General features: G+C 63.5%; 28 protein-coding genes. 13 read left to right on the forward strand and 15 right to left on the reverse strand.

The features are described from left to right. Positions 1 to 39: 39 nt before the first annotated feature. A complete protein-coding gene (locus tag ACR9YP_RS35595) occupies positions 40 to 1,770 on the reverse strand; it encodes a cation:proton antiporter (RefSeq protein ID WP_474218203.1) in 1,731 nt (576 codons plus the stop codon). A gap of 67 nt (positions 1,771 to 1,837) precedes the next feature. Between ACR9YP_RS35595 and ACR9YP_RS35600 the strand changes: the two genes are divergently transcribed. Both ACR9YP_RS35600 and ACR9YP_RS35605 read left to right on the forward strand, forming a co-directional pair. Then, a complete protein-coding gene (locus ACR9YP_RS35600) occupies positions 1,838 to 2,365 on the forward strand; it encodes a DUF3124 domain-containing protein (protein WP_474218204.1) in 528 nt (175 codons plus the stop codon). Positions 2,366 to 2,417: 52 nt separating this feature from the next. Then, positions 2,418 to 3,650, forward strand: a complete 1,233-nt coding sequence (locus ACR9YP_RS35605) for an aminotransferase-like domain-containing protein (protein WP_474218205.1) — start codon at positions 2,418 to 2,420, stop codon at positions 3,648 to 3,650. 17 nt (positions 3,651 to 3,667) lie between these two features. On the opposite strand, the gene ACR9YP_RS35610 is transcribed toward ACR9YP_RS35605, so the two are convergent. Further along, positions 3,668 to 3,940 (reverse strand): helix-turn-helix domain-containing protein, encoded by a 273-nt coding sequence (locus ACR9YP_RS35610; RefSeq protein WP_128935322.1) that lies wholly within the window; start codon positions 3,938 to 3,940, stop codon positions 3,668 to 3,670. Positions 3,941 to 4,098: 158 nt separating this feature from the next. Here ACR9YP_RS35610 and ACR9YP_RS35615 point away from each other — a divergent pair, with 158 nt between their 5' ends. Together ACR9YP_RS35615 and ACR9YP_RS35620 are read left to right on the forward strand one after the other, a co-directional pair. Beyond that, complete coding sequence (locus ACR9YP_RS35615) at positions 4,099 to 4,551, forward strand: hypothetical protein (protein ID WP_370984935.1); 453 nt, start codon at positions 4,099 to 4,101, stop codon at positions 4,549 to 4,551. An 86-nt stretch (positions 4,552 to 4,637) separates the two neighbouring features. Further along, positions 4,638 to 4,865: a hypothetical protein gene (locus ACR9YP_RS35620; protein WP_474218206.1), complete on the forward strand. Its 228-nt coding sequence runs from the start codon at positions 4,638 to 4,640 to the stop codon at positions 4,863 to 4,865. Positions 4,866 to 4,930: 65 nt separating this feature from the next. Here ACR9YP_RS35620 and ACR9YP_RS35625 read toward each other — a convergent pair whose 3' ends face one another. The 9 genes from ACR9YP_RS35625 to ACR9YP_RS35665 form a co-directional block, all read right to left on the reverse strand. Further along, positions 4,931 to 5,749, reverse strand: a complete 819-nt coding sequence (locus ACR9YP_RS35625; protein WP_474218207.1) for an aldo/keto reductase — start codon at positions 5,747 to 5,749, stop codon at positions 4,931 to 4,933. A 263-nt stretch (positions 5,750 to 6,012) separates the two neighbouring features. After that, positions 6,013 to 7,587, reverse strand: coding sequence for an alkaline phosphatase D family protein (locus ACR9YP_RS35630; RefSeq protein WP_474218209.1), 1,575 nt, complete (start codon positions 7,585 to 7,587; stop codon positions 6,013 to 6,015). A gap of 286 nt (positions 7,588 to 7,873) precedes the next feature. After that, the gene (locus tag ACR9YP_RS35635) at positions 7,874 to 10,072 is read right to left on the reverse strand and encodes a tetratricopeptide repeat protein (RefSeq protein ID WP_474218210.1); all 2,199 of its coding nucleotides are present in this window, start codon (positions 10,070 to 10,072) and stop codon (positions 7,874 to 7,876) included. 461 nt (positions 10,073 to 10,533) lie between these two features. After that, positions 10,534 to 10,953, reverse strand: a complete 420-nt coding sequence (locus ACR9YP_RS35640; protein ID WP_438111684.1) for a hypothetical protein — start codon at positions 10,951 to 10,953, stop codon at positions 10,534 to 10,536. A gap of 108 nt (positions 10,954 to 11,061) precedes the next feature. Further along, positions 11,062 to 12,063: an NAD(P)H-dependent flavin oxidoreductase gene (locus tag ACR9YP_RS35645; protein WP_474218211.1), complete on the reverse strand. Its 1,002-nt coding sequence runs from the start codon at positions 12,061 to 12,063 to the stop codon at positions 11,062 to 11,064. Positions 12,064 to 12,160: 97 nt separating this feature from the next. Then, positions 12,161 to 13,780, reverse strand: a complete 1,620-nt coding sequence (locus ACR9YP_RS35650) for a DHA2 family efflux MFS transporter permease subunit (RefSeq protein ID WP_474218212.1) — start codon at positions 13,778 to 13,780, stop codon at positions 12,161 to 12,163. Continuing rightward, complete coding sequence (locus tag ACR9YP_RS35655) at positions 13,777 to 14,931, reverse strand: HlyD family secretion protein (RefSeq protein ID WP_474218213.1); 1,155 nt, start codon at positions 14,929 to 14,931, stop codon at positions 13,777 to 13,779. Before ACR9YP_RS35655 ends, ACR9YP_RS35650 begins: the two co-directional genes overlap by 4 nt. Before the next feature lie 192 nt (positions 14,932 to 15,123). Beyond that, positions 15,124 to 15,285, reverse strand: a complete 162-nt coding sequence (locus tag ACR9YP_RS35660; RefSeq protein ID WP_165405280.1) for a hypothetical protein — start codon at positions 15,283 to 15,285, stop codon at positions 15,124 to 15,126. A 15-nt stretch (positions 15,286 to 15,300) separates the two neighbouring features. Further along, positions 15,301 to 15,675, reverse strand: coding sequence for a PRC-barrel domain-containing protein (locus ACR9YP_RS35665; protein WP_438111679.1), 375 nt, complete (start codon positions 15,673 to 15,675; stop codon positions 15,301 to 15,303). 156 nt (positions 15,676 to 15,831) lie between these two features. Here ACR9YP_RS35665 and ACR9YP_RS35670 point away from each other — a divergent pair, with 156 nt between their 5' ends. From ACR9YP_RS35670 to ACR9YP_RS35700, 7 genes are all read left to right on the forward strand, one after another. Further along, a complete protein-coding gene (locus ACR9YP_RS35670) occupies positions 15,832 to 16,311 on the forward strand; it encodes a thiamine pyrophosphate-binding protein (RefSeq protein WP_474218214.1) in 480 nt (159 codons plus the stop codon). An 8-nt stretch (positions 16,312 to 16,319) separates the two neighbouring features. After that, positions 16,320 to 16,547 carry a hypothetical protein gene (locus ACR9YP_RS35675; RefSeq protein WP_438111675.1) on the forward strand — a complete coding sequence of 76 codons (228 nt, stop codon included), beginning with the start codon at positions 16,320 to 16,322 and terminating at the stop codon, positions 16,545 to 16,547. 86 nt (positions 16,548 to 16,633) lie between these two features. Further along, positions 16,634 to 17,185: a DUF4142 domain-containing protein gene (locus ACR9YP_RS35680; protein ID WP_474218215.1), complete on the forward strand. Its 552-nt coding sequence runs from the start codon at positions 16,634 to 16,636 to the stop codon at positions 17,183 to 17,185. Positions 17,186 to 17,392: 207 nt separating this feature from the next. Beyond that, on the forward strand, positions 17,393 to 18,283 hold the full coding sequence (locus ACR9YP_RS35685; RefSeq protein ID WP_474221170.1) for an SDR family oxidoreductase: 891 nt from the start codon (positions 17,393 to 17,395) through the stop codon (positions 18,281 to 18,283). 99 nt (positions 18,284 to 18,382) lie between these two features. Then, positions 18,383 to 18,964 (forward strand): phosphatase PAP2 family protein, encoded by a 582-nt coding sequence (locus tag ACR9YP_RS35690; protein ID WP_474218216.1) that lies wholly within the window; start codon positions 18,383 to 18,385, stop codon positions 18,962 to 18,964. Positions 18,965 to 18,966: 2 nt separating this feature from the next. Beyond that, positions 18,967 to 19,314, forward strand: coding sequence for a DUF3147 family protein (locus ACR9YP_RS35695; protein WP_130212845.1), 348 nt, complete (start codon positions 18,967 to 18,969; stop codon positions 19,312 to 19,314). Next, positions 19,314 to 19,799 carry a hypothetical protein gene (locus ACR9YP_RS35700; protein WP_474218217.1) on the forward strand — a complete coding sequence of 162 codons (486 nt, stop codon included), beginning with the start codon at positions 19,314 to 19,316 and terminating at the stop codon, positions 19,797 to 19,799. Before ACR9YP_RS35695 ends, ACR9YP_RS35700 begins: the two co-directional genes overlap by 1 nt. A 148-nt stretch (positions 19,800 to 19,947) precedes the next feature. Here ACR9YP_RS35700 and ACR9YP_RS35705 read toward each other — a convergent pair whose 3' ends face one another. Continuing rightward, entirely contained in the window at positions 19,948 to 20,106 is a 159-nt protein-coding gene (locus tag ACR9YP_RS35705; RefSeq protein WP_474218218.1) for a hypothetical protein, read from the reverse strand. Between the two features lie 175 nt (positions 20,107 to 20,281). Between ACR9YP_RS35705 and ACR9YP_RS35710 the strand changes: the two genes are divergently transcribed. Beyond that, positions 20,282 to 20,530: a hypothetical protein gene (locus ACR9YP_RS35710; protein ID WP_091892472.1), complete on the forward strand. Its 249-nt coding sequence runs from the start codon at positions 20,282 to 20,284 to the stop codon at positions 20,528 to 20,530. A gap of 142 nt (positions 20,531 to 20,672) precedes the next feature. Here the strand turns inward: ACR9YP_RS35710 and ACR9YP_RS35715 are convergent, their stop codons facing one another. After that, positions 20,673 to 20,876, reverse strand: coding sequence for a hypothetical protein (locus tag ACR9YP_RS35715; RefSeq protein ID WP_122404722.1), 204 nt, complete (start codon positions 20,874 to 20,876; stop codon positions 20,673 to 20,675). A 324-nt stretch (positions 20,877 to 21,200) separates the two neighbouring features. Continuing rightward, positions 21,201 to 21,395, reverse strand: coding sequence for a hypothetical protein (locus ACR9YP_RS35720; protein ID WP_091892476.1), 195 nt, complete (start codon positions 21,393 to 21,395; stop codon positions 21,201 to 21,203). 94 nt (positions 21,396 to 21,489) lie between these two features. Here ACR9YP_RS35720 and ACR9YP_RS35725 point away from each other — a divergent pair, with 94 nt between their 5' ends. Next, positions 21,490 to 22,002, forward strand: a complete 513-nt coding sequence (locus tag ACR9YP_RS35725) for a DUF4142 domain-containing protein (RefSeq protein WP_474218219.1) — start codon at positions 21,490 to 21,492, stop codon at positions 22,000 to 22,002. A 3-nt stretch (positions 22,003 to 22,005) separates the two neighbouring features. Here the strand turns inward: ACR9YP_RS35725 and ACR9YP_RS35730 are convergent, their stop codons facing one another. Beyond that, positions 22,006 to 22,299 (reverse strand): hypothetical protein, encoded by a 294-nt coding sequence (locus ACR9YP_RS35730; protein WP_474218220.1) that lies wholly within the window; start codon positions 22,297 to 22,299, stop codon positions 22,006 to 22,008. Positions 22,300 to 22,471: the final 172 nt, after the last annotated feature.

Consider the following 22,471-nt stretch of genomic DNA (forward strand, 5'->3'; position numbering starts at 1 on the left):
TAGGCGCCGACCCGCCGGAAGGGAAGGCGGCCGGCGCGGTCAGGGGAGCACTTCGCGCCGCTCGCCGAGCCGCTGATCGAGCTCGGCGCGCTTGTCGGCCAGAAGGCCGGCCTGGGCGGCTTCGATCACCGTGAACAGCTCGTGCGCATCGCTGAGCCGGGTCACGGTGACGTAGCTGGCGCCGGCCCCGTAGAGCTCGCCGACATCGGCCAGGAGGTCGGCGGTCGCCACGATCAGGGCGGTGGGGTTGAGCGCGCGGACGTGGCGGACCAGCTTCTCGTTGGTGGCGCCCTTCAGCAGCGAATCCGGCACGCTGAGAATGATCATCTCGGACTTGCCGACGCCGGCATGGAGCAGCGTGTCAACATTGCTGATGTCGCCATAGATCACGTGCAGGCCGCGCGAGAGCAGGGTCTGGTACACATTGGGGTTGAAATCGACCACCGTGATCTGCTCCAGCAGCACCGGGGTCTGCCGTTCGATCTCGGCCAAAAGCGCGCTCGCCGCACGGAAAAAGCCGAGGATGACGATGCGGCGGGCCTCGCCATGGCCGCCCCCATGGGCCTCCTCGGCATGCCCGCTGCCGTGATCGAGGTCGCGCAGGCCGATCCGCTTCAGGGGGCCGATCATCCAGCGGGTGATCTCGTCACTGCGCGTCATCACGAATGTCGAGAGCACGGCCAGCACCACGAAGGCGAAGGAGGCCGCGTTCGCCGTCTCCGGCGCGATATGGTGGTCGGCGATGCCGGTCTGGATCACCACCAGCGAGAACTCGGAGATCTGGGCGAGGTTGAGGGCCGGCAACAGGCTCGCGCGGAGCCCCTGCTTCATCAGGTAGAGCGGGATGAAAGTGGTGATGAGGCGGCTCACCACCGTAAACGCCGCGATCATCAAGGCGAGCCCGATCACGGAGAGGCCGGGCACGGGAATGGTCATGCCGAGCGCGACGAAGAACAGCGTGATGAAGAAGTCGCGGAGTGTCGTGACCTTGGCGGTGACGTCGAGCGCGTAAGGAAAGGTCGAGAGCGAGACGCCGGCGATCAGCGCGCCCATCTCGCGCGACAGCGACAGCCGCTCCGCAGTTTCGGCGACGAGAAAGCACCAGGCGAGCGCGCCGAGCAGGATCAGCTCAGGGCGGCGTGCGATCTGGTGGAACAGGCGTGGCAGCACGTAGCGGCTGACCAGAAGCGCGGCGGCGACCAGCACCGCGACGCGGCCGATCGAGAGCAGGATGACGCTGACTTGCAGATTGGCAAGGCTCGGCTGCACCGCCAGGAACAGGATGGCGAAGATATCCTGGAGCACCAGCACGCCGAGGGTGATGCGGCCCGGCAGCGTGTCGAGTTCGCGCTTCTCGTAGAGCACCTTGACGATGATGACGGTGCTCGACAACGCGCAGGCGACGCAGAGATAGACTGCATCGAAATGCCCGCCGCCGAGCGACAGGCCGATGCCGACAAAGAACAAGACCCCGAGCAGGCAGCCCCCGAGCAGCTGGCCGCCCGCCGCGAACAGGATCACCTTTCCTGCCCGCACGATCTTCTTCAGGTCGATCTCCAGCCCGATCATGAACAGCATGAAAATGAGGCCGAGCTCGGAGATGACGCTGATCGATTCCTGCGATTTGACCCAGCCGGCGCCGAATGGACCTATGCAGAAGCCGGCGATAAGGTAGGCCAGGATCAGGGGTTGCCGGGAGAAATGGGCGAGCAGGCCCAGCATCCAGGCAAACAGGATACAGAGAGTGATGTCGCGAATGAGCTCGTGCATGCCAAATTGGTCCGTTTTGCCGCACCCTAGAGACGGGTTGCGGTGCGGCAAGCGAGCAATTCGTCACATGTGGAAAGGGCTCTTCGCGGCAATGCTGCTATGCCCCCTCGCCTACGCCGTGCCCGCCGCCGCGCAATCCAAAGTCAGTATCGAACAAAACTTTGCCGATTCGCTAACCGCGATGCCGAAGGAAGAACTTGCCGTCTCCGGCGGGTTCTACGTGCCCGCCTATTCCAGCGTCGCGATGAGCCAGGGCAAGCTGCGTGTCGACTTCTCGGTGACGCTGAGCGTGCACAACGCCTCCGAGACCCAGCCGCTGGTGGTCAAACGCATCGCCTATTTCGACACCGCAGGCAAGCAGGTCGAGAGCTATCTGAAGGCGCCGGTCGCCTTGAGGCCGCTCGCCACCGTGTCGATCTTCATTCCGACCGACGACGTCCGCGGCGGGACCGGTGCCAATTTTCTCGTGGACTGGGCCGCGACAAGCGAGATCGCCGAGCCCGTGGTCGAAGCCTTGATGGTTGGCGGCGTCGCCAATGCGCATTACGCTTTCATCAGCCAGGGACGTCCGACCCGGACGGCCAGCAAGAAGTAAGACAGGCCGGTGCAACGCCGGCCGCCCAACAAGAACAAGACGAGGAACGCCCATGACCTCCAGCTTCGATTTCGCGCCCCTGTTTCCCGCAGGGCTGCCGGCCCCCTCTGCGCGCTGGACGGGCCTTGCCAAATACAGCTTCGTCGGCGGCAACAACGACTCCGAGCAGGTGCCGCTCGAGGGTCTGATCGAGGCGACGAACCTGGCGCTGCAACGCGAGGGCCGCTCGCTTGCCACTTACGGGCTGGCGCACGGTCCCCAGGGTTACCTGCCCTTGCGCGAATTCCTGGTGACAAAGCTCAGGCGCGATGCCGGCATCACCTGCACGGTCGACGATCTCCTGATCGTCTCGGGCTCGCTCCAGGCGCTCGACCTCGTCAACGCCACGCTGCTGACGCGCGGTGACACCGTGATCTTCGAGCAGGAGAGCTATCAGGGCGCGCTGACGCGCCTGGCGCGGCTCGGCGTCAATGTGGTGGGCGTCCCTCTCGACAAGGACGGCATGCGCATGGACGCGCTCGCCTCCACGCTAGCCGACCTGAAGACCCGCGGCATCCGGCCGAAATACATCTACACCATCCCGACGGTGCAGAACCCGACCGGCAGCATCATGCCGGAGAGCCGGCGCGTCGAGCTGCTGCGGCTATCGGCGGAATACGGCGTGCCGATCTTCGAGGACGATTGCTATGCCGACCTCGTCTGGTCGGGACAGCGGCCGCCTGCGATCCATGCGATGAGCCGAAACGGTGGCGTGATCCATATCGGCTCATTCTCGAAGTCGATCGCGCCGGCGCTGCGCGTCGGCTTCGTCGTGGCGCCCTGGGATGTGATGTCGCGGATGCTGGCCCTGAAGACGGATGCCGGCTCGGGCGCGCTGGAGCAGATGGTGCTCGCCACCTATTGCAAGCCGCATTTCTCGACCCACGTGCCGGCCCTGACGAAGGCGCTGCGCACCAAGCTCGATACGCTGATGGAAGCCCTCAACGAGCAGTTCGGGACGGCGGCCGAGTTCGAGGAGCCCAAGGGCGGCATCTTCCTCTGGGTCAAGCTGCCCGACCAGGTCGATACGCTCAAGCTCTATCAGGCCGCGCTTGCCGCCGGCGTCTCGATCAATCCGGGGCCGGAATGGTCGACCAACAAGAACCATTCCAGCTCGCGGCTGAGGCTGTGCTTTGCGAGCCCGACGCATCAGCAGATCCGTGAGGGCGTCGCCGTGCTGGCCGAGGTCTGCCGCAAGGAATTTGGCGTGCCGGCCCGTAGCGCCAATGTGGAGAAGCGGGCCTGATATTAAGCCGCCTGATATTAAGCCACTTGGGGCTGGCTGCCGTGGATCGCGGAGGCGAGCCGCAGCAGCAGGACGATCGAGACGTTGCCCTTGCCGGCCTCGATCTGGGCGATGTAGCGCTCGGAAATCCCGGAGCGGCGGGCCAGCTCGCGGCGCGACAGGTCACAGCGCGTGCGCGAGGACCTTAAGCGCTCGCCCAGCTCGGCCAGAAACGCGGTCTCGGAATAAGGCGGCACGGCGCAGCTCCCCGGGAGCACTTCGCCCGCAAAATCCACGACTTGATTGAGCATTGGTCCATCCACGCATCGCCTTCGGGAAGCACATCCTAACCCGGAAACGGCCGGCCTCATTGACGCGGATCAAATTCGCGCGCGATCGGCAGCTGGCGTGGACGGCCGTGCGCGGGATGCTACACTTTGGAATTCTTCGAGGCGGGGCTTGCCAGGACATGACGGGTTGTTTGAGCCGCTGGATAGCGGCTGCGCTGCTGTGGGTCGCACTCGCGTCCGCGGCGCGTGCCGAGACGCTTGCGGCGACGGTCGAACAATGGGGCCTGCTCGGCTCTTGGGCGGTCGACTGCGCGGTTCGGCCCGACCGCGACAAGCGCGCGCTCTTGACCTACGAGATCAGGAAGGACGGCCGGGTGATGTACGGGCGCAACTTCGGCGACGCCAGGGACGAGAACGAGGTCGTCTCCGCCACGGTCAATGCCGAGGGCCTGCTCAATGTGATGGTGTTCTTCCCCTCGCTGCATCAGACGCGCGAATTTGGACTCCTCTTGCAGAAGGATGGCAGCCTGCGCGCGATCTACAATCGCAGCGAGCGCGGCGAGTACACGATCAGGGACGGCAAATACGTCGCGACCGGCGCGCCGACTCCGGCGCAGCAACGCTGCGATTAACAGCCGTTCAGAATTCTCCCGCAGTTCCTCCGGAACGTACGCATGCATGCGCGGTTTAGATGTGCATTCGATTGGAGGAGGACATCATGAAGAGGCTTGGTTATGTGGTTGCAGCACTCGGCGCGCTGGCGATCGCGGCGCCGACGCTGGCGAGCGCCGAGACGGTGGTGATCAAGCGCGGTCATCATCACGGCCCGTACGGCGCCCGCGCCGAATATCGCATGCACCACGACTACGGCTGGCATCGCGGCTGGCACCATCGCGGTGACAAGGTCGTCGTGATCAAGCGCAGCCACCGCCACCACTGGGACTAACGCGCAACGCAGCATGGAGATGGCTCCTCATGGGGCCATCTCTTTGCGTACGAAAGCACTCGCGGCTAATCCCACGCCGGCGCGAAGCCGGGATTGACGCAGCGCATGTCCTTCGGCAGCGCGGCGATCTTGTTGCGGTCGGCGTCGTCGAGCGTGATCTTCAGGGCATCGAGATTGGCCTTTTGGCTCTCGCGCCGCGAGGCCTTCGGAATCGCCGCGACGCCGTTCTGATCGAGCAGCCATTTCAGTGCGACCTGCGCGGCGGTCGCATTGTGCTTAACCCCGATCTCGCTTAGCACCGGATCTGCGGCGATGCGCCCCTGCGCCAGCGGGCAATAGGCGACAAGCGGGATCGACTTGGCGTTGAGATAGGCCAGCACCTTCGATTGATCGAGCATGGCATGATATTCGATCTGGTTGCAGGCGATCGGCGCCTTGATGTCCTCGACGGCGATCTTGAGCAGCGCTGTGGTAAAGTTCGCAACGCCGATCGCCCGTGTGCGCCCCTCCTCCTTGAGCTTCATCACGGTCTCGAACACCGCGCCCCAATTGGCGGCTCTCGACGGCCAGTGCACGAGATAGAGGTCGACATGGTCGAGCCTGAGCTTGTTCAGGCTGGCGTCGAAAGCGCGACGGATCGCGTCCGGTGCCAGATTCTCGTGCCAGACTTTTGTGGTGACGTGCAGCTCGCCGCGCGGCACGCGGGAAACGGCGATGGCCGAACCGATCGACTCCTCGTTGGCGTACATCTCGGCGGTGTCGATGTGGCGATAGCCGATCGACAGCGCACTCTCGACCGCGGCGCGGCAGACGTCGCCCTGCATGCGGAAGGTGCCGAGGCCGAGCTTGGGCATGCTGATGCCCTGTGTCTGCAGATGCTCCATGAACAGGCTCCTGACGTCATTCATCCCGCCGGACGCGCGGTGACAGACTCTTCGGTGATGGAAAGGAAGTGGTGGGAGTGGCGACCATAGCGCGGGCGGCGCCGGGCGGCCAATCAAGATCGGGTTAGCTTTGGGGCGCACGATGCTTCCCCATCGTCATGGCCGGGCTTGACCCGGCCATCCACGCCTTGCCCGCGGCACAAAGAACGTGGATGCCCGGGACAAGCCCGGGCATGACGACCAGGGCTCAGTGCGGCCGTCCCTCACGAATGCTGCGCCACCACGGCCGGTCGGGCCGGCGGCCGCGGCACGATATCGACCGACCAAAGGTCACGGTTGTCGACGTCCTTCAGGGTCACGGTCATCACGCCGCTGCGGCCATCGATGTCGACCCGGCCGAAGAACTGCAAGCCGAAGCACGGCGCCAGATTCTCGCCCTGCGCCGCGCTACAGCCGTGCTGGTACATCGCGACCGGACCAAACGTGTCATCGAGCTCGCCCGGCCCCCAGGTGCCGGCATGCAGCGGGCCGGAGACGAACTCCCAGAACGGATCGAAATCCTGGAATTGCGCCTTGTTCGGATCGTAGTAGTGCGCGGCGGTGTAGTGCATGTCGGCGGTGAGCCAGACGATATTGCGGATTCCAGCGCGCTTGATGAACGCCAGCAGATCGGCAATCTCGTGCTCGCGCCGGTCGGGCGGCCCATTGCCGAGCGCAACGGCGTCGAGGCTGATCAGGCCGATCGGCAAATCGGCCGCGATCACCTTCCAGGTTGCGCGCGAGGCGGCGAGCTCGCGCTTGAGCCAGGCGAGCTGCTCGGCGCCGAGAATCCAGCCGCGATGGTCGTTTCCTTTGTTCCAGGTCTCATCGCGATAGCTGCGCATGTCGATCATGAAGACGTCGAGCAGAGGGCCGTAAGCGATCTTGCGATAGACCCGGCCCTGTCGCGCGCCGATGTCGCGGATCGGCATGAAATCGAAGAAGGCGTGGCGGGCGCGCGCGACCAGGAGCGGCGTGCCGTCGTCCTCATAACCGGCGGCGTCGTGGCTGCCGGTCGGCGACCAGTCGTTGGTGACCTCGTGATCGTCCCATTGCGCGAACATCGGCACCTCCGCATGGAAGGCGCGGAAGTGCTCGTCGAGGTGGTTGTATTTGTAATTGCCGCGGAACTGCGCCAGCGTGTGCGCGACCTCGGATTTTTCCTCGGTGACGATGTTGCGCCACGTCTCGCCGTTCGGCAGCTTCTGCTCGGAGGGAATGGTGCAGTCGGCGTAGATGTGGTCGCCGGAGTGGATGAAGAAATCCGGGCGGTTGTCGAGCATGGTGCGATAGCTGCGATACCCGCCGCGCGAGACATCGATGCCCCAGCCCTGCCCCGCGGTGTCGCCGGACCACAGGAACGAGATCGACCGGCCCGCGGCCGGCGCTGTGCGGAAGTGGCCGATGCGGCTCTCGCCGGCGATACCGGTCGCAATATCGTCGAAGCGCACGCGATAGAAGATGTCCTGCCCGGGCGGCAGATCGTTCAGCAGCAGCTTTGCAGTGAAGTCGGCATCGGGCAGCGCATCTCGCGAAGCCGACGCAATGATCGTCTTAAAACTCTCGACGGTCGAGCATTCCACCTGCATCCGCGCCGGCCGGTCGGCGCGCGCCCAGATCACGGCGGCGCCGTCTGAGACATCGCCGGACTGGATGCCGCTCGTGATCTGCGGACGATCGGCGGCGCGACTGAGATGCGGCTTTGCGAGCGTCCCAAGCGAGGCGATGGCGAGGCTGGAGGTCGAGCGAACCAAAAATTGCCGCCGGGTCCATGCCCGCGCGGCGCGGAGCGTTGCCATTCAGGAAACCTTCGTCGAATCGCGACGGAAGGTGCCTGCGCTCCTTGACTTCCAGCTTACGGTTTCTTGACTCCGCGCCTACGGTTTTGCGACGCGGGGATGACGGGCGCGGACGGATCTAGGGCATTTGAACACAATCGATCCGTGGCCGACGCACCAAGTGCACGCGATAGGCTACAGCCAAAGCGTACTGGTGCTGTTTGCTGGAGGCTGCCGTTGCACGCAAAATCTCGCAAATGCCGCGCGCGGGCTATCCTGTCGCAAATGACCGCGAACAGAGGCGCTGCTAGCGGCGCACGTTCTGCACGATCGTTCCGAGCATCTCCAGCATCAGTCGTTGCTGCTGTTGCTGCACGGCGAGATCCTGTGTCGCTTTTGCCTCGTTCGCCTGCTCGACCTGAAGCGCCCGCTGCGCGCCCTGATGCCCGAGTGCTCCCGCTCTCGCATAAAGGGAAATTTTCGTTTCGCTTTGATCCGTGGGGACGGCGTATTTCCGATCGATCATCTCGGCGAGGCTCACCATCGAATCGGGATCGCCGAGCCGCACGCCCATGCGAAAGGTATTGACCGCCTCCGGGATGTTCTTCTTGTCCTGATAGAGAATCCAACCCAGATTGTCGTAGGCGGCGGGATAGCGCAGGCTAACGAGCTTGCGATGGATTTCGTAGGCCCTGTTGCGATCTCCGAACTGCAGCGATCGCCCCAGTTGATACTGAAACCGCAGCTGATCCGGATACTGCCGGACAGCCAGCTCACAATTGGCCACCGCGTCGCTGACCCGGGCCTTGAGCGCGTCGAATGAGGCCCCCGGTCCTGACCGTTGCGGGTCGGTCGGATTTCCGGCCAGCTGGTCGCAAAGGTTAGCGGCCTGGGTCTCGCGTTGGAGCTCGGCCTCGCGCTTCTTTCTCTCCTCGTCCAGCCTTTGGGCGGCTTCACGTGTTTCACGCTCAAGCCGCTCGGTCCGCTCACGCTGCTGTTGCTCGATCTTCAATCGCTGCTGTTCGAGCTCCTTTTGCCTCGCTTCGGCATCCCGCTTGAGCTGCTCGAGGGTATCCTTGGTGACGACAACCAGCGCGTCGCCGGTGTGCGGCTGGAAACCCGGGGCGTCGTAGAATTCGTACTCGCCCTTCTGACTGCGCCAATACCAGACGCGCGCGTTGCCGGTGAGGGGATCGAAGAAGGCGTACTTCTCGGGATCGATCCGCTGCGGAGCCCTGACGCTTTCGGACTGCCGCTGCGCTTTCCAAGCTTCCACGATGTCCCTGTTGACCGGCAAAAGCTCCTCGCCGCTCTCGGGATGGAAGCCCATCAGGTCGAAGATCTCGATCGCGCCGGATCTGGCCTTGTAATACCAGACGATGGGTTCTCCGGTTCGCAGATCAAAGAACACCGGGTCCGGCGGCGCCTTGATCGGCTTCGGACGATTGCCCTTCTCGTATTCCCTGAGCCGCTGGAGCAGTTCGGCCGTCAACAGCCGGCATTCCTTGCCCGTGGCGCTGTCGATGCCCGGCTTGTTGCCGTATCGCACCGCATCCTTGGTGATGACGTAACATTTTTGGGATTCGCTATCGCGCTTGTACTGTTGCCAGGCTGCGATCACGTCGCGCGAAACGACTGCGAGGGCATCGCCGGTTCGCGGGTCGAAGCCTTCGCGATCGTAGAACTCGAAATCGCCCGTCTTGTCGGCGCGTCGATACCACACGCGGGCCTTGCCGGTGATCGGATCGAAGAACGCGTATTTCTCGGGATCGATCGGCGTTGGAGCCTGGCGCGCCTCTTTCTGCTTCTGCAGGCTCCAGGCTTCGACGACGTCTTTGGTGATCGGAAGCAATTCCTCACCGGAAGAGGGATGGAAACCCATCAGATCGAACAGTTCAATCTCGCCGTTCTTGGTCTTGGAGTACCAGACGATCGGTTCTCCCGTTCCGAGGTTGAAGAAGGTCGGCGTGCCGCTGATCTGAGTCGGACGACTGCCCTTCTCGTATTCGCGAAGACGCTCAACCATTTCGGGCGTGACGGCACGGCATTGGCGTCCGGTCCCCGGATCGATGCCGGGCCGTTCGCCATATCTGACGCCGTCGCGCGTGATGACGTAGCACTTCAGGGCGCTGCCATCGCGTGAAATGATCTCTTTCGAGGTTCCCCGCCACAAGATGAGGGACTGCCCGACCATCAGGACGAAGACGCCGAGAAGCCCCACAAGCCGCCGTCGCTTCGACAGCGAAATCGTCAGCCCACCGAAGAAGACGAGCGCAACGAAGGTCACATAAACAAGCGCATTGGCAAGATGCTTGTTCAGGTCGAAGACGTCAGCAACCTCCTGGACATAGCTGCGGGCCAGGAAGTAGACGAAGATCTTGTCAAGGACCCATGCTGCCACGAACAGGACAAGCAGGCAGCCAGCCGCAGCGAGAATTGATCGCAGGGGGTTGGTCTTGAACGCGAATGCGCGGTCCGCGGCCTCGCGGATCTTTTCAACCAGCATCGCAAAGCGCGTTCGGGTCTTTCCAGTATCGTGACTTTCCCCCGCACCCGACGGCGGCAATAAACTGGTCGGCTCGTCAATCATCTAACTCAACCTCGGTGGTATGGTCGCAAATAGCGATAGCTGCATAATCGGAAAGCTCTATCCCAGAGCAAGGAGGACGAAACAGGTCAATTAGACGTTGTGGTATTTCGCGCGCCACTCCCAATGATTCGGATTGTCCAGATTAACCACCAATATCATAGCCCATGTCTGGCTCCGGGCGCGACGTGATCGTCCTGGAGCACTAGCAACGTGGAGCAAACGCGCTAGACGTCAGTAAGTCGCCCGGACAAAGCCGATGGCTGTGGCCGGTCAAAACTGGACCGTACACATTTAGCAAAGGCGGCCAAGTGTGTTTCGCTAGTTCGCGCCAACCGCTTGTGATCTTGTGCCAAAATCGCGACGAAGACCAGACTGCTCTAGCGCTTCCAGTTGCAGATGCCGCCGGAGCGGCACGGCCACGTCTGGATGCGCGTGTCCCTTGCCTGCGCTTCCAGCGGATTGCCGTGACGACGTGAGAGTTTGGTGCGCGCCGCACCGCGCGGCTGGGCGCTCCGGGCGTGGCCGACCTTGGGCTCGGCCACGTGCACGCGTTCAGCGGCGACCTTCTTTGGCACGTCGATCGGCTCGGCACGCGCCTGCGCCTCGTTGCCGCCGCGTGCCTCCAAAGCGACCGGCGCGAATTTCGTCTCCGGGCCGAGCCGCTTCGGCGACAGCACGGCCTTGGACAGATCGAGACTGAGATATTCGTCAGGCTTGTAGTCGTCAGCGCGCGCGATGCCCGCCCCTGCGAGCACGAGGGCCACGGCAATTGCAAAGGGAACGCTTTTCAGGACCACGGACGCCTCCTGAAATCGATTATGAAAGGGGCAATTTACCCGTATTTAGGAGGCGTCGCGCGCAATTCCAGCGGCCAATTGCCGCCGTGGTTAAGAAGTTTGGCGATGTCAGGCGACCTTTCGCGTCGTCCCTGTCCCATCCAGGAACCCGATCAGGCGGCTGCGGATGATGGTTTCCGCCTCGCTCATGATGCGGTCGACAAGTTCCTTGCAGGAGGGAATGTCGTGGATGAGGCCTGCGACCATGCCGCAGCTCCAGGCGCCCGCGTCCATCTGACCATCCAGCATGATCCTGGGATACACACCAGCGACCTGGTCGTGAATGTCGTCGATCGTGAGCTTGGCGCCCTTCTCGCGTTCGATCTCGAGCAGACGGTCGACATTGGCGTTCTTCAGGACGCGCTCGGTATTGCGCAGCGCCCGCATGATCAGGCGGGTGTCGAGCTCGGTGGCGGCGACCAGCGCATTCTTGACGTTCTGATGCACCGGCGCTTCCTTGGTGGCGATGAAGCGCGTGCCCATGTTCATGCCGGCTGCGCCCAGCGACAACGCCGCGACGAGGCTGCGCCCGTCGGCCATGCCGCCGGAGGCGACGAACGGGATCTTCAATTCTTCCGCAGCGCGCGGCAGCAGGATCATGTTGGGAATGTCGTCCTCGCCGGGATGGCCGCCGCATTCAAACCCGTCGACGCTGACGGCGTCGCAGCCGATCCGCTCTGCTTTCAGGGAGTGGCGCACCGAGGTGCATTTGTGGATGACCTTGATGCCGGCGGCCTTCAGCGCCGGCATGTATGCTTCCGGGCTGCGGCCCGCGGTTTCCACCGCCTTGATGCCACCTTCGACGATGGCCGCGATGTATTCCGGATAAGGCGGCGCCGAGAAGGTCGGCAGGAAGGTGAGATTCACGCCGAACGGCTTGTCGGTCATGTCGCGGCAGCGCGCGATCTCCTTGGCCAGCAACTCGGGCGTCTTCTGCGTCAGCCCGGTGATGATGCCGAGCCCGCCGGCATTGGAGACGGCGGCAGCCAGCTCGGCAAAGCCGACGAAATGCATGCCGCCCTGGATGATCGGGTGCTCGATGCCGAACAGTTCGGTGATCGCGGTCTTCACTTAGTTCTCCTCCCGGAATTTTGCCTGATGTCAGGTTCAGTCTAGCCGCAGTCTCGTGCCGCGGTCACCATTTCTCTCTGAATGGGTGGAGGGCCCGTCAGTGCCCCCGCGCCGGCGCGCTCAAATCGATCCGGCGCAGCACGGCCGCGGTGGGAATCATCAGCACCGCGACGATGGCGAGCGTCCAGAACACGTCGATATAGGCGAGGAGGTCGACCTGCTGCTGTAAGGTCTTGCCGACCCATGCGACCGCCTGCGACGCTGCATCGCTGGCATTGGAGCCCTGCGCTTGGAAGTAGCGCGTCATCGCCTCGATGGTCTGCTGGTAACCGAGATCGGACGGCGCGGCGTGCTCGATCAGCCGGCTCTGGTGGAATTGCTGGCGCTGCGCCAGAATGGTCTGCGCCAGCGCGACCCCCATGGAGCCGCCGATATTGCGGGCGACGTTGATCAGCGCCGAGGCTTGATTGGTCTTGTCCGGCGCGATGCCGTCATAGGAGGCGGTCGTCACCGGCAGGAACAGGAAGGGAAGACCGAGCGCGAGGAAGATGCGCGACAGCGCAGCGTAGCCGTAGGTGATGTCTCCGGTCAGCCCGGTGAGATGCCACATCGAGAACGCGGCGATGGCGGCGCCAAACATGATGAGATATTTCGGCTGCACGATGCCGACGAGGCGGCCCACCACCGGCATCAGCACCAGCGTCGCGACGCCGCCGGGCGACAGCGCGAGACCGGCCAGCATGGCCGTGTAGTTCAGCTCGGTCTGGAGCAGTTGCGGCAGGAGCTGCGTCGTCGAGATCAGCACCGCGCCGGTGCCGAGCATGACGAGGAAGCAGGCACCGAACTGACGCCGGCCAAGCAGACGAAGGTCGACGATGGGCTCCTCCCGCGTCAGCTCCCACGGAATCAGCGCAAGCAGCGAGACGGCCGCCAGCACCGCGAAGACGACGATCATGTTCGATCCGAACCAGTCATTGCGCTGGCCTTCGTCGAGCACGAATTCGAGCGAGCCGAGCCCGATCGCGACGAGGGCGAAACCGACATAGTCGACGCGCAGACCCTTGCTGAGCAGCTTCTCCCTCTCCTCCTCCGCGCCCGACGGCTCCTTGACCAGCGTGCCGACCAGGAACAACGACAGCAATCCCATGGGAACGTTGATCAGGAACACCCAGTGCCAGGTATACGTATCGGTAATCCAGCCGCCGAGCGTCGGGCCGATCACCGGCGCGACGACGACGGCGACGCCGTAGATGGCAAAGGCCTGGCCGCGCTTATGCGGTGGGAAGGAGTCGGCGAGGATCGCCTGCTCGCTGGTTGCCATGCCGCCGCCACCGAGGCCCTGCAAGATCCGGAACAAGACCAGCGATTGCAAATTCCAGGCGGAGCCGCACAGGAGCGACGCGATCGAGAACGTCGCGACGCACATCATGTAGAAGCGCTTGCGGCCGATCACGGTCGACAGCCAGCCCGAGATCGACAGCACGACGGCGTTGGCGACGAGATAGCTGGTGATGACGTAGGTACTCTCGTCGATGCCGACCGCGAGCCCGCCGGCGATGTGGCGCAATGCGACGTTGGCGATGGTGGTGTCGAGCACCTCCATGAAAGTCGCGATCGAGACCACGAAGGCGATCAGATAGGGATTGTGCCCGCCCGCCGCCGACCGCTCCGGCGACCAGCCGCCGGCGGACGCGCCGCCTTGCGTGAGGTCCGTCATCGCACCCTGGTCCAGGGCACGACCGACATGCCGGGACCAACAGGCAGATCGGGCGGCCAGTTGTCGACCACGATCTTCACCGGCACGCGCTGTACCACCTTGACGTAGTTGCCGGTGGCATTCTCCGCCGGCAGCAGGCTGAACGCGGTGCCCGAGCCCGGCTGCACCGAATCGACGTGGCCGGTCAGCTTGCGGCCGGGATAGGCATCGATGCGGATCTCCACCGGCTGGCCCGGACGCATGTCGTTGAGCTGCGTCTCCTTGTAATTGGCGACGATCCAGACCTCGTCCGGCACGAACATCATCAGGCTCTGGCCGGCAGTGACGAATGTGCCCTTGGCGCCGCTCAGCTTGACGACGCGGCCGGACTGCGCGGCAACGACGCTGGTATATTGCAGGTTCAGCTTGGCCTGATCGAGCTGCGTTTGCGATTGCTCCAGCTGCGCCTTGGCACCTTCGCGCTGCGCTTTCAGCGATTTGATGCCGAGTTGTGCCGCCGTGACTGCGGTCCTCGCGCGCTCCGTGTTGGCTTGCTGGGCTTGAAGATCGGAACGGGTCTGCTGCTGGCGCTGCACGGTGCCGGCGCCCCTCTCGACCAGATCCTGCGCCCGCGCAAATTCTTCCTGCGAGAACTGAAGCTGAGCTTGCGCCTGCTCGAGCTGAGCCTGGGCCTGCTTGATCTGCTCCTCCTGCGAAACGATCTGCGCCTCGACATTGTCGATGTTCGCCTTGGAGACCGCGACCTGCGCGTTGGCCTGGTCGGCCGCGATCCGGTAGTCGCGCTCGTCGATCTTGGCGAGCAGGTCTCCTGCATTGACGTGCTGGTTATCCGTGACCGGAACGTCAGTCACGTAGCCACCCACTTTCGACGCCACGGAAAAGCTGCGCGCGGCGACGAAAGCGTCGTCGGTGGATTCGTAATGGCGGATCTCGAGCCAATAAAGCAGACCGCCGACAAGCGCCGCGATCAGCACAATGGCGCCGCCAGTTGCGAGCAGCCAATGCTCGCGAAGCCGCGCGCGCAACGGCGGCGCCGGCTTGTCCGACTGGTCTTTGACGTCGCGGGCTTGATCAGGATTCGTGGTCGGAGCTTCCTTCGCCCTCTGCGGCTGCTCCGCGGACGGCCCACGCTCCCGGGTTTGAGCATCCACGCTGAACACCTTTTCTCGGGACTACCGGCCGCGAGCCGATTGAGCCGAGCTCGCGCGCCGGGAGCCCAACCACAGCGCGGAAGCATGGTTCCGTCTTGCTGGAACGCCGCTGCCATTCGTGAACGCGGTGCTCAAAAAAAGCGCGGCGCCGGCGCGCCACGCTTCGATGGTCTTACGGGAAAGTACGCACCGCTAGTGCGTCTTGGTCTCGTGCCACTTCTCGAGGTCGGGCTTTACCTCTTTGTCCGAGACCTGTTCTTTCTCTGGATTGCCCTTCCAGGGCTTGTCCGTCTGTCTGTGCGAGCCCCAGTCGTTCCGATCCCGGGGATCGTCGGTGGGTCGTTCCTTGCTCATCGCATCGTCCTTTTGCTACACGAAGGGGACGCCGTAATAGGCATTGATACCGCGTACAGCAGCGTCATCGCCCCAGTTCCACTCGGTCTTTTCGCCGTATTTTGGAGCGCCTTCCAGATCCTTCGCGGTAATCGCGGTAACATAGCCGCCGAGCTCGGTGTCGTATTTCAGCGACTGCCAAGGCAATGGATAGTGGTCATTGCCGAGGCCGAGAAATCCGCCGAAGCCAAGCACTGCGTAAGAGACCTTGCCACTGATCTTGTCGATCATCACACGTTCAATCGAACCGATCTTGTTTCGATCGGCCCCATAGACCGATGTTCCCTCGACCTTGTCGCTCCCGATCAGGCGGCCCATCTCATTTCGGTCAAGTTCGCCCTGATTCAGCATCGTAATTCTCCACTCAGCCATCCGTGAATCAACCGCGAGGGGTCAGCGATCGTTCCGGCGCGTGTTCCGCAAGCGCCAAGGAACAGCGCCAAGGAACATCACCGTAAACAACAGGTTCTGAGGCTAATTGGGTTCGAACCTGGAGAGCCACGCGCAATGTCTCAGACCGTCTCCGACTTCATCGTTCAGCGCCTGCATCAATGGGGCGCGCGCCACATCTTCGGTTATCCCGGAGACGGCATCAACGGCGTGCTCGGCGCAATCAACCGGGCCGAAGGCAAGATGAATTTCGTGCAGGCGCGGCACGAGGAGATGGCGGCATTCATGAACAACATGGCCGAGCTGATCACGGCCACGAAATACTGGCGCTCGTGGCGGGACCCGCGCTTCATCGTCTGCGTCTTCAACAATGAAGACCTCAACCAGGTCACCTGGGAGCAGGCGCTGGCGAGCGATATGCCTGTCGTGCTGGAAGTGAAAACCGATCCCGAGGTGCCGCCGCTGCCGCCGCACATCACCTTGCAGCAGGCGAAGAACTTCTCGCTCGCCCTGATGAAGGGCGATCCGAACGAGAGCGGGATGATCAAGGGAGCTGCGCGGCAGGTGCTCGAATCGATTCGGCCCGGAAAGCAATGAGGTGAACCATGAGTGACTTCCGCGACATCCAGCACGGCGTCAACGACCCCGTCGACGGCGTCGACGTGAAGTGGCATTTCAACGACAACCGGACGCCGCATGAGCGGGCGCAGCGTCATGCCGACGTGCGCGCCGACGCCACCGCCGCGCCGGCCGAGGCGTTTCTGCCCGAGCGGCTTCGACGCAAGCCGACCGATCCCATCAATCCGCGCACGGGGCGCAATCCCACGGACTAGTCCGTTAGGAACCTCGGTCCTTGCGGCGTGTTGATCGGCGCAACATGGCGCGGCAAGTGGCCGCGACCAATTGGAGGGATCGGACCATGAAGCGAACCATCGTCGCCGTTGCTTGTGTGCTTCTGGCAGGCCCCGCATTGGCCCAATCGCTGGGCGAGAAGACCGGCGTCAATTCGGCGCTCGGCGTCGCGCCAACGACCGCCGACTTCGTCAAGGAGGTCGCCATCAGCGACATGTTCGAGATCGAGTCGAGCAAGCTCGCCGAGCAGAAGGGCAATGCGCAGGAGAAATCCTTCGCCCAGCAGATGGTGTCCGATCACACCAAGACCAGCGGCGAGCTGAAGGGACTGGTCGGCAACGGCAAGGTGCAGGCGACGCTGCCGACGGCGCTCGACAGCTCGCACCAAAGCAAGCTCGACAAGCTCAAGAGTGCGAACGGCAAGGACTTCAGCTCGGACTACAATTCCTACCAGGTCAGCGCCCATCAGGACGCCGTCTCCCTGTTCGACCGCTATGCCAAGGGCGGCGATAATGCCGCGCTGAAGGATTGGGCCGGCAAGACGCTGCCGGCGCTCAAGCACCATCTCGACATGGCCAAGGAGCTCGGTAAGGCGCCGAGCGTCGGTCAGTCCAAGTAGGTCTCGACCGGGGACGCCCGGCTCTGCCGGCGTCCTCCTCGTCTCAGCAACGATGCCCTTCTCCGCACGTTGGATCACGGAATCGCGGAGATCCTCATGGCGCAGCAAGACAAGACCTCGATATCCCGCCGGCACGTCGTCCACGCCGCGAGCGCAACGCTGGCGGCGGCTTCGCTGGCCTCCTCGACGGCGAAAGGAGATACATCCATGGCCGAGCACGACCTGATAAATCCCGTCAGCCGCTATCCGAAGCCGCCGTTCAAGAAGCAGGCGCAGCCCTGGCCGGGCCTTGCCGGCAAGATGAAGCCGCGGCCGGATCATGGCGAGACCAGCTACAAGGGCTCCGGCCGGCTCGCCGGCCGCAAGGCATTGATCACCGGCGGCGATTCCGGCATGGGCCGCGCCGCCGCGATCGCCTATGCGCGCGAAGGCGCCGACGTCGTCATCAACTATCTTCCGGCGGAAGAGCCCGATGCGCAGGAAGTGATCGCGCTGATCAGGAAGGAGGGGCGCACCGGACTCGCGATCCCCGGCGACCTCAACGACGAGGCCTTCTGCAAGCAGCTGGTCGAGCAGGCCGCGCAAGGCCTCGGTGGGCTCGACATCATCGTCAACAACGCAGCGCGGCAGCAGACGCGCGCCTCCATCCTCGACGTCTCGTCGGAGGATTTCGACGCGACCATGAAGACGAACGTCTACGCGCCGTTCTGGATCATCAAGGCAGCGCTGCCGCATCTCAAGCCGGGGTCCTGCATCATCGGCACGACCTCCGAGCAGGCTTACGATCCCTCGCCGGATCTCTATGATTATGCGCAGACCAAGGCGGCGACGATGAACTATGTGAAGTCGCTGGCCAAGCAGCTCGCCTCCAAGGGCATCCGCGTCAATGGCGTCGCGCCCGGACCGATCTGGACGCCGCTCCAGGTCTCCGGCGGCGCCACGATGGAGAAGCTGGAAAAGTTCGGCGGCATGACACCGCTCGGTCGTCCCGGCCAGCCGGTCGAGCTGGCATCGATCTACGTGCAGCTTGCAGCGGCTGACGCAAGCTATGCGACTGGGCAAGTGTACGGCTCCGCCGGCGGAGCCGGACAGCCATAGTCGCGGCGCCGCCGGCTGATACCACGCGATTGAAACAGGAACATTCTTTGTCTCCGAGTTTTACAAAACTGACATGGAGGACTTCTCGCCGGCGGACCGATGGCGCTCGTAGCAATCAAACCCACCCGGATCGACGCGGCGATCGCGAACGAGATCGCGCACAACACCACTTCGGGGCTCGAGCATGTCGCCCAGACATTGACCTGGGGTGCCGACGAGCATGTGCTCGTCGCGCTCGCCACGGCAGGATGGCTCTACACCCGGCTACAGCAACCACAGAAGCGTCGCATCGCCGATCACTTACTGATGGTATCGCTGGCGACGGCCGTGCTGCCGCATGCGCTGAAATCCTTGTTTGATCAGACGAGGCCGGACCGGCTGACGGTTAGCGGCCACCGGCGCGGGATTCCCTATTCGGGGCGCCCGCGCGATGCGTTTCCCTCAGGTCACGCCGTGCACATGGGCGCCCTCGCCTCGGCCGCCGGCCTGTTGCCGCCGGTCCCGCGCCGCTTGGTGCGCTGCCTTGCCGTGGCCTTGTCGTTGACGCGCGTCGTGGTGCTTGCACATTGGGCCAGCGACGTGGTGGCGGGCTTCACCCTTGGCGTCGTCGTCGAGCGATTATTCAGGCCGTTCACACTGGCAAAGTCACGGCAGCAGCGGCCTCCAGCCTCGCGGGGATGACCATGACGGAATATCTCGTGCGCTTCGTCGCCGGCGGTCTGATCGTCTCCGTGTTCGCGATCGTCGGCGACATGCTGCGGCCGAAGAGCTTTGCCGGGCTTCTCGGTGCGGCGCCGTCGGTCGCACTCGCCACGCTTGGCATCGCAGTCGTTCAGCACGGCCCGCAATATGCCGCGGCCGAGAGCTGGACCATGATCTACGGCGCGGTCGCCCTCGGCTGCTACAGCCTCGCCGTCTGCCACCTCCTGATGCGATTTCGTCTCGCCACGCTGCCGGCCACCATCCTCGCATTTGCGGTTTGGCTCGTGGTCGCCTTCGGCTTGCTAGCCGGGTTCGGAGGCGCCGCCTGATGCTGGTCAAGCTGTCATCATCCGCGCTGAAGCAGACGCATTGGTATGAATACGCGGTGCGTTTCGTGCTGGGCGGCCTTGCGACGGTAGCGGCGGGCCTGATCGGCAGCCATTTTGGCGTTGCCATCGGCGGACTCTTTCTCGCGCTTCCCGCCATCCTCTGCGCCAGCGCGACGTTGATCGAGCGCCATGAACGCCGCGCCAAGGAAAAAGCCGGCCTCAGCGGGCGAAGACGCGGGCAGCAGGCTGCAGCGTTGGACGCGGCGGGCGCCGGCCTCGGAAGTATTGGCCTCGCAGCGTTCGCAGCGGTCTTCTACGTCGTGGTGTCGCCAAGCATCATCGGGGCATTCGCCGCCGCCATCCTGGCCTGGGCCATGGTGTCCGTGTCGGCATGGTGGCTGAGGCGGAAGCTTCGCGTCACCTCGGGCCGCCGGCAGCCCGAACGCGGGGCGCGATCAGCGAGGGGCTGGAGTTTCTTGCCGTAGCATCAGGAAATCGTACATCTCGGCAGCAGTCTGGAGCTGTTCGAGACGCGCAACAAGGCAATCGCGTTGCTGCCCGTCCGGCAGCCTCGCCATCTCGTGCTCGAGCCGCAGCCTCTGCGCCTCGAGCCGTTGCTCGAATGTGTGTGGCTCAGAGCGTCTTCGCATTTTCCGTCCTCGGTGGCTGCAGGCCCGGGCTGTTCGCCCAGCGCTCCACCTCCTCGATCACCTTCTGATGGCTGGGGCGCACGGGCTTCGATGCTTCTGCCTCTTCGGAAAGCTTGCGGGGCAACTTGACGTCGTCTGTCATCGCCTCTCTCCCTTCGCAGGGGGAAATGCGCCAGCGCACGACTGGTTTCAATATTAACTTATTGATTTTACTTGCTATTCTTACTCATTTGGTGATTATTTCGACTCTTGTGGAACTCCCGCCAAATTCGTCGATTGAGTAAAATACTCAACTTGCTCAATTTGCGTGTTCGACCATGAATGACCTTCGCGCCGAGCGCCTTCAGGTTATGCTGTCGCCAGAAGAATTGGCCGCCATCGATGATTTCCGGTTCAAACATCGCATGCCGACACGGGCGGCAGCTGTCCGCGAACTGCTCAAGTTCGGGCTCGCCGCCGTGGGCGTCGATGCGGCAGCCGGCGTGAAGTCGAGCAGCTTCGGCGTATTTGGCCGCGGACCTGACGGACATACTCAGGGCGATCCCGACGGCGGGACCGAGAACTGACCCATAGGACGCTCCACAAACAAACGACCCCGGCACGGGGGTGCCAGGGCCGTCCTTGGAGATTGCTTCCGGCGCACCGGGGGCATGACAACCGGAAGCAATCCGTCGACTCTTCGCGCGGGAATTCGTTCCTCGTAAAGCGCTAACCCGTAGCGTCGCTCGAACCGTCCGGCATCACGCCGGAGCCTGGCGTCTTACTATCATCGCTCAGCTTGGGATCGCGTGTCGCCTCCCGCGACGGCGAACCTTTGGGATCCGTCTTGTGCACGGACTGCGCACGCCGCTTGTCACGCGGCTGCTCCTCCGCCCGCTTGTCCTTGACGATGCCGTGATCGGAATGGGCCATGATCTGCTCTCGCCTCTCTTGATGTTTCGCAGCGGTTACGCGCTGGCACGTCGATTGTTCCGGGCCAGAAACACCCGAAGCTAGCTGTGAGCCGCGTGGATCGCAGCCGATGCATTTTCCAGATGCACCTGCCGTACCGTCGTTACCGTCGCGAAGGCGACCGAAACGCCAAAAGCGAGAATCAGGGAAAGGAGAGCCAGACGTGGAGTCATTGCGAAACCTCCTTCTGGAATCGAAAATCAACGCGATCGACTGTTCACGGATGATCCTGGATTGGTCTCTTGCATTCCGTGCGCGGTCTCACACACGGCCTCACGAGGACGACTATCTGTCCTGTTTTTGAGGGATATGGATCGTCACGGGCGGGATTTCTCCATCGAGCCAATCCTGTTCCGTCGCAAGCGCCGTCCAGGCGTCCGCCATGCGCGAATAGCGCCTGTAAGCGGGCTTCCCTTCCGCGCGCTCGGCGAGCTGAAGACAGTTGTCGGCGTTATCTCTGAAAATGTCAGACTGTTTCATGCCGGAAGACGTGGGGACGGAACTCTCGGGTCGCAATGCCCTTACCGGATCGTAACGTTCGGGGAACTTCGCACGTCATCCGTCATTGATATCGATGCGAGTTCTCGTCGCCATAGTCCTGGTGTTCATCAGCACTGCGGCGCCTGCTGACAGTACTGGCGAGCGAAACCTTGGCGACCGCATGCCGAGCGCAACCGACGTCATCGGCGGCCTCTACGCCTTCAGTCGCTTCCAACAGGGTCTGCTGGAGAGCACCGACCTGAAGGGCAACACGGAGGTCAAGAATCTCGCCGCGCTGCGGGCCGAAGAAGCGGCCAAGCGCGACAAGGCGCTGAAACGAATTCAAGAGACGATCGGTGCGGAGCCGCACGTCAGCAAGGCGACGTCGGCAAGCGCGAGCCTCATCGAACCCGAAACTTCGGACGGACCGACTTACGTCAGAAGCTTTTATGCCTCGCAGATTCCCGAATATGACGCGGCCATCAACCTGCTTGAACGCTACCTGAAGGCGCCCGACAATGCTGCGCTTGCAGCGTTCGCGCGCGAGCAGCTCCCGATGCTGCGGGCGCAGGTCAAGGCTGCCGAGCGCACCATGGCGGACAAGTAGCCTTTACTTGTCATTCGGATAATGCTGCTGACTCTGCGGCCGCACGGTCCGGTCGCTCTCAGGCATTCTGTCCCGGCCTGCATCGCCATTGTCATCCTTGCCGCCCGAGGTCGAGGTGCCGCTGCCGCTCGGGTTCGATCGGGTCGCCGTTCCCGTGGTGGACGGATCCGCGCGAGGCGTGGCCGAGCTCGCGGCGGGATCGCCGGTCACGGCCCCCCGGCCACTGGGCGCCCCGCCTTGTGCGAAAGCTGCTCCGGCAAGCAACATGACGACGATCGCAGCCAATCCAGCTTTCATCTGCGCTCTCCCTGCTCTTTGCAGGCTAACCGCAGGGCTGCCGCTGCGTTCCGCAAGGAGTGGTCCGCGAGGCGCCGACCAATGGGGGCCGCCGAGGCCAAATTCTTTGGAACTTGCGTGGAACCAGTCCGATCGTTTGCGGTTGGTACAACCGGGCTGAGCAAAGCAGGTT

The organism is Bradyrhizobium sp. BR14999, from assembly GCF_056106085.1.